The following is a 433-nucleotide window of genomic DNA, read 5'->3' on the forward strand; positions in this document are numbered from 1 at the left end:
GCCAAAAACATCCCACAGTTGCGCAACGTCTGAGAGACTCGGTGGCAGCCATGTGCTTTTTGGCATGACGTAGCGTTTGTACAACCGGACAATATCGCGCGACGTCGGACTGGTTGTCGTGACAAAACTGCCAATTACTCCGGACGTGTGGTCGACACCCAAGCCATCAAAGTACAGCTCCGGCTGATTCCAATTGCTATTGGGATAGAGAAATACGCCGTACTTCGTGAAATCAAATTCCACCCGTTGGCCGGGATACCATGTGTGCAGCTTCGTAATCGCACGAACGTCTTGAACCGCAAACAGGTGACCAAGCAGGGTTTTCTTTTGGTCAAACTTGTCGTGAGCCTTAAGGAGCTGACGAACGAATTCCTTGGAAGCAAAAGATTCGGTCACTGGCCCATCCCCAGGTCTTCCAACGCCTTGTTGACTT

1 protein-coding gene is annotated in these 433 nt (G+C 51.0%); it reads right to left on the minus strand.

The features are described from left to right. Positions 1–396 (minus strand): hypothetical protein (locus tag QZH66_RS18470; RefSeq protein WP_305807240.1); only part of this gene is annotated, 396 nt, incomplete at its 3' end. Positions 397–433 lie beyond the last annotated feature (37 nt).

It is taken from the genome of Stenotrophomonas sp. YIM B06876 (assembly GCF_030711595.1).
In the GTDB taxonomy this organism is placed as follows: Bacteria; Pseudomonadota; Gammaproteobacteria; order Xanthomonadales; family Xanthomonadaceae; genus Stenotrophomonas.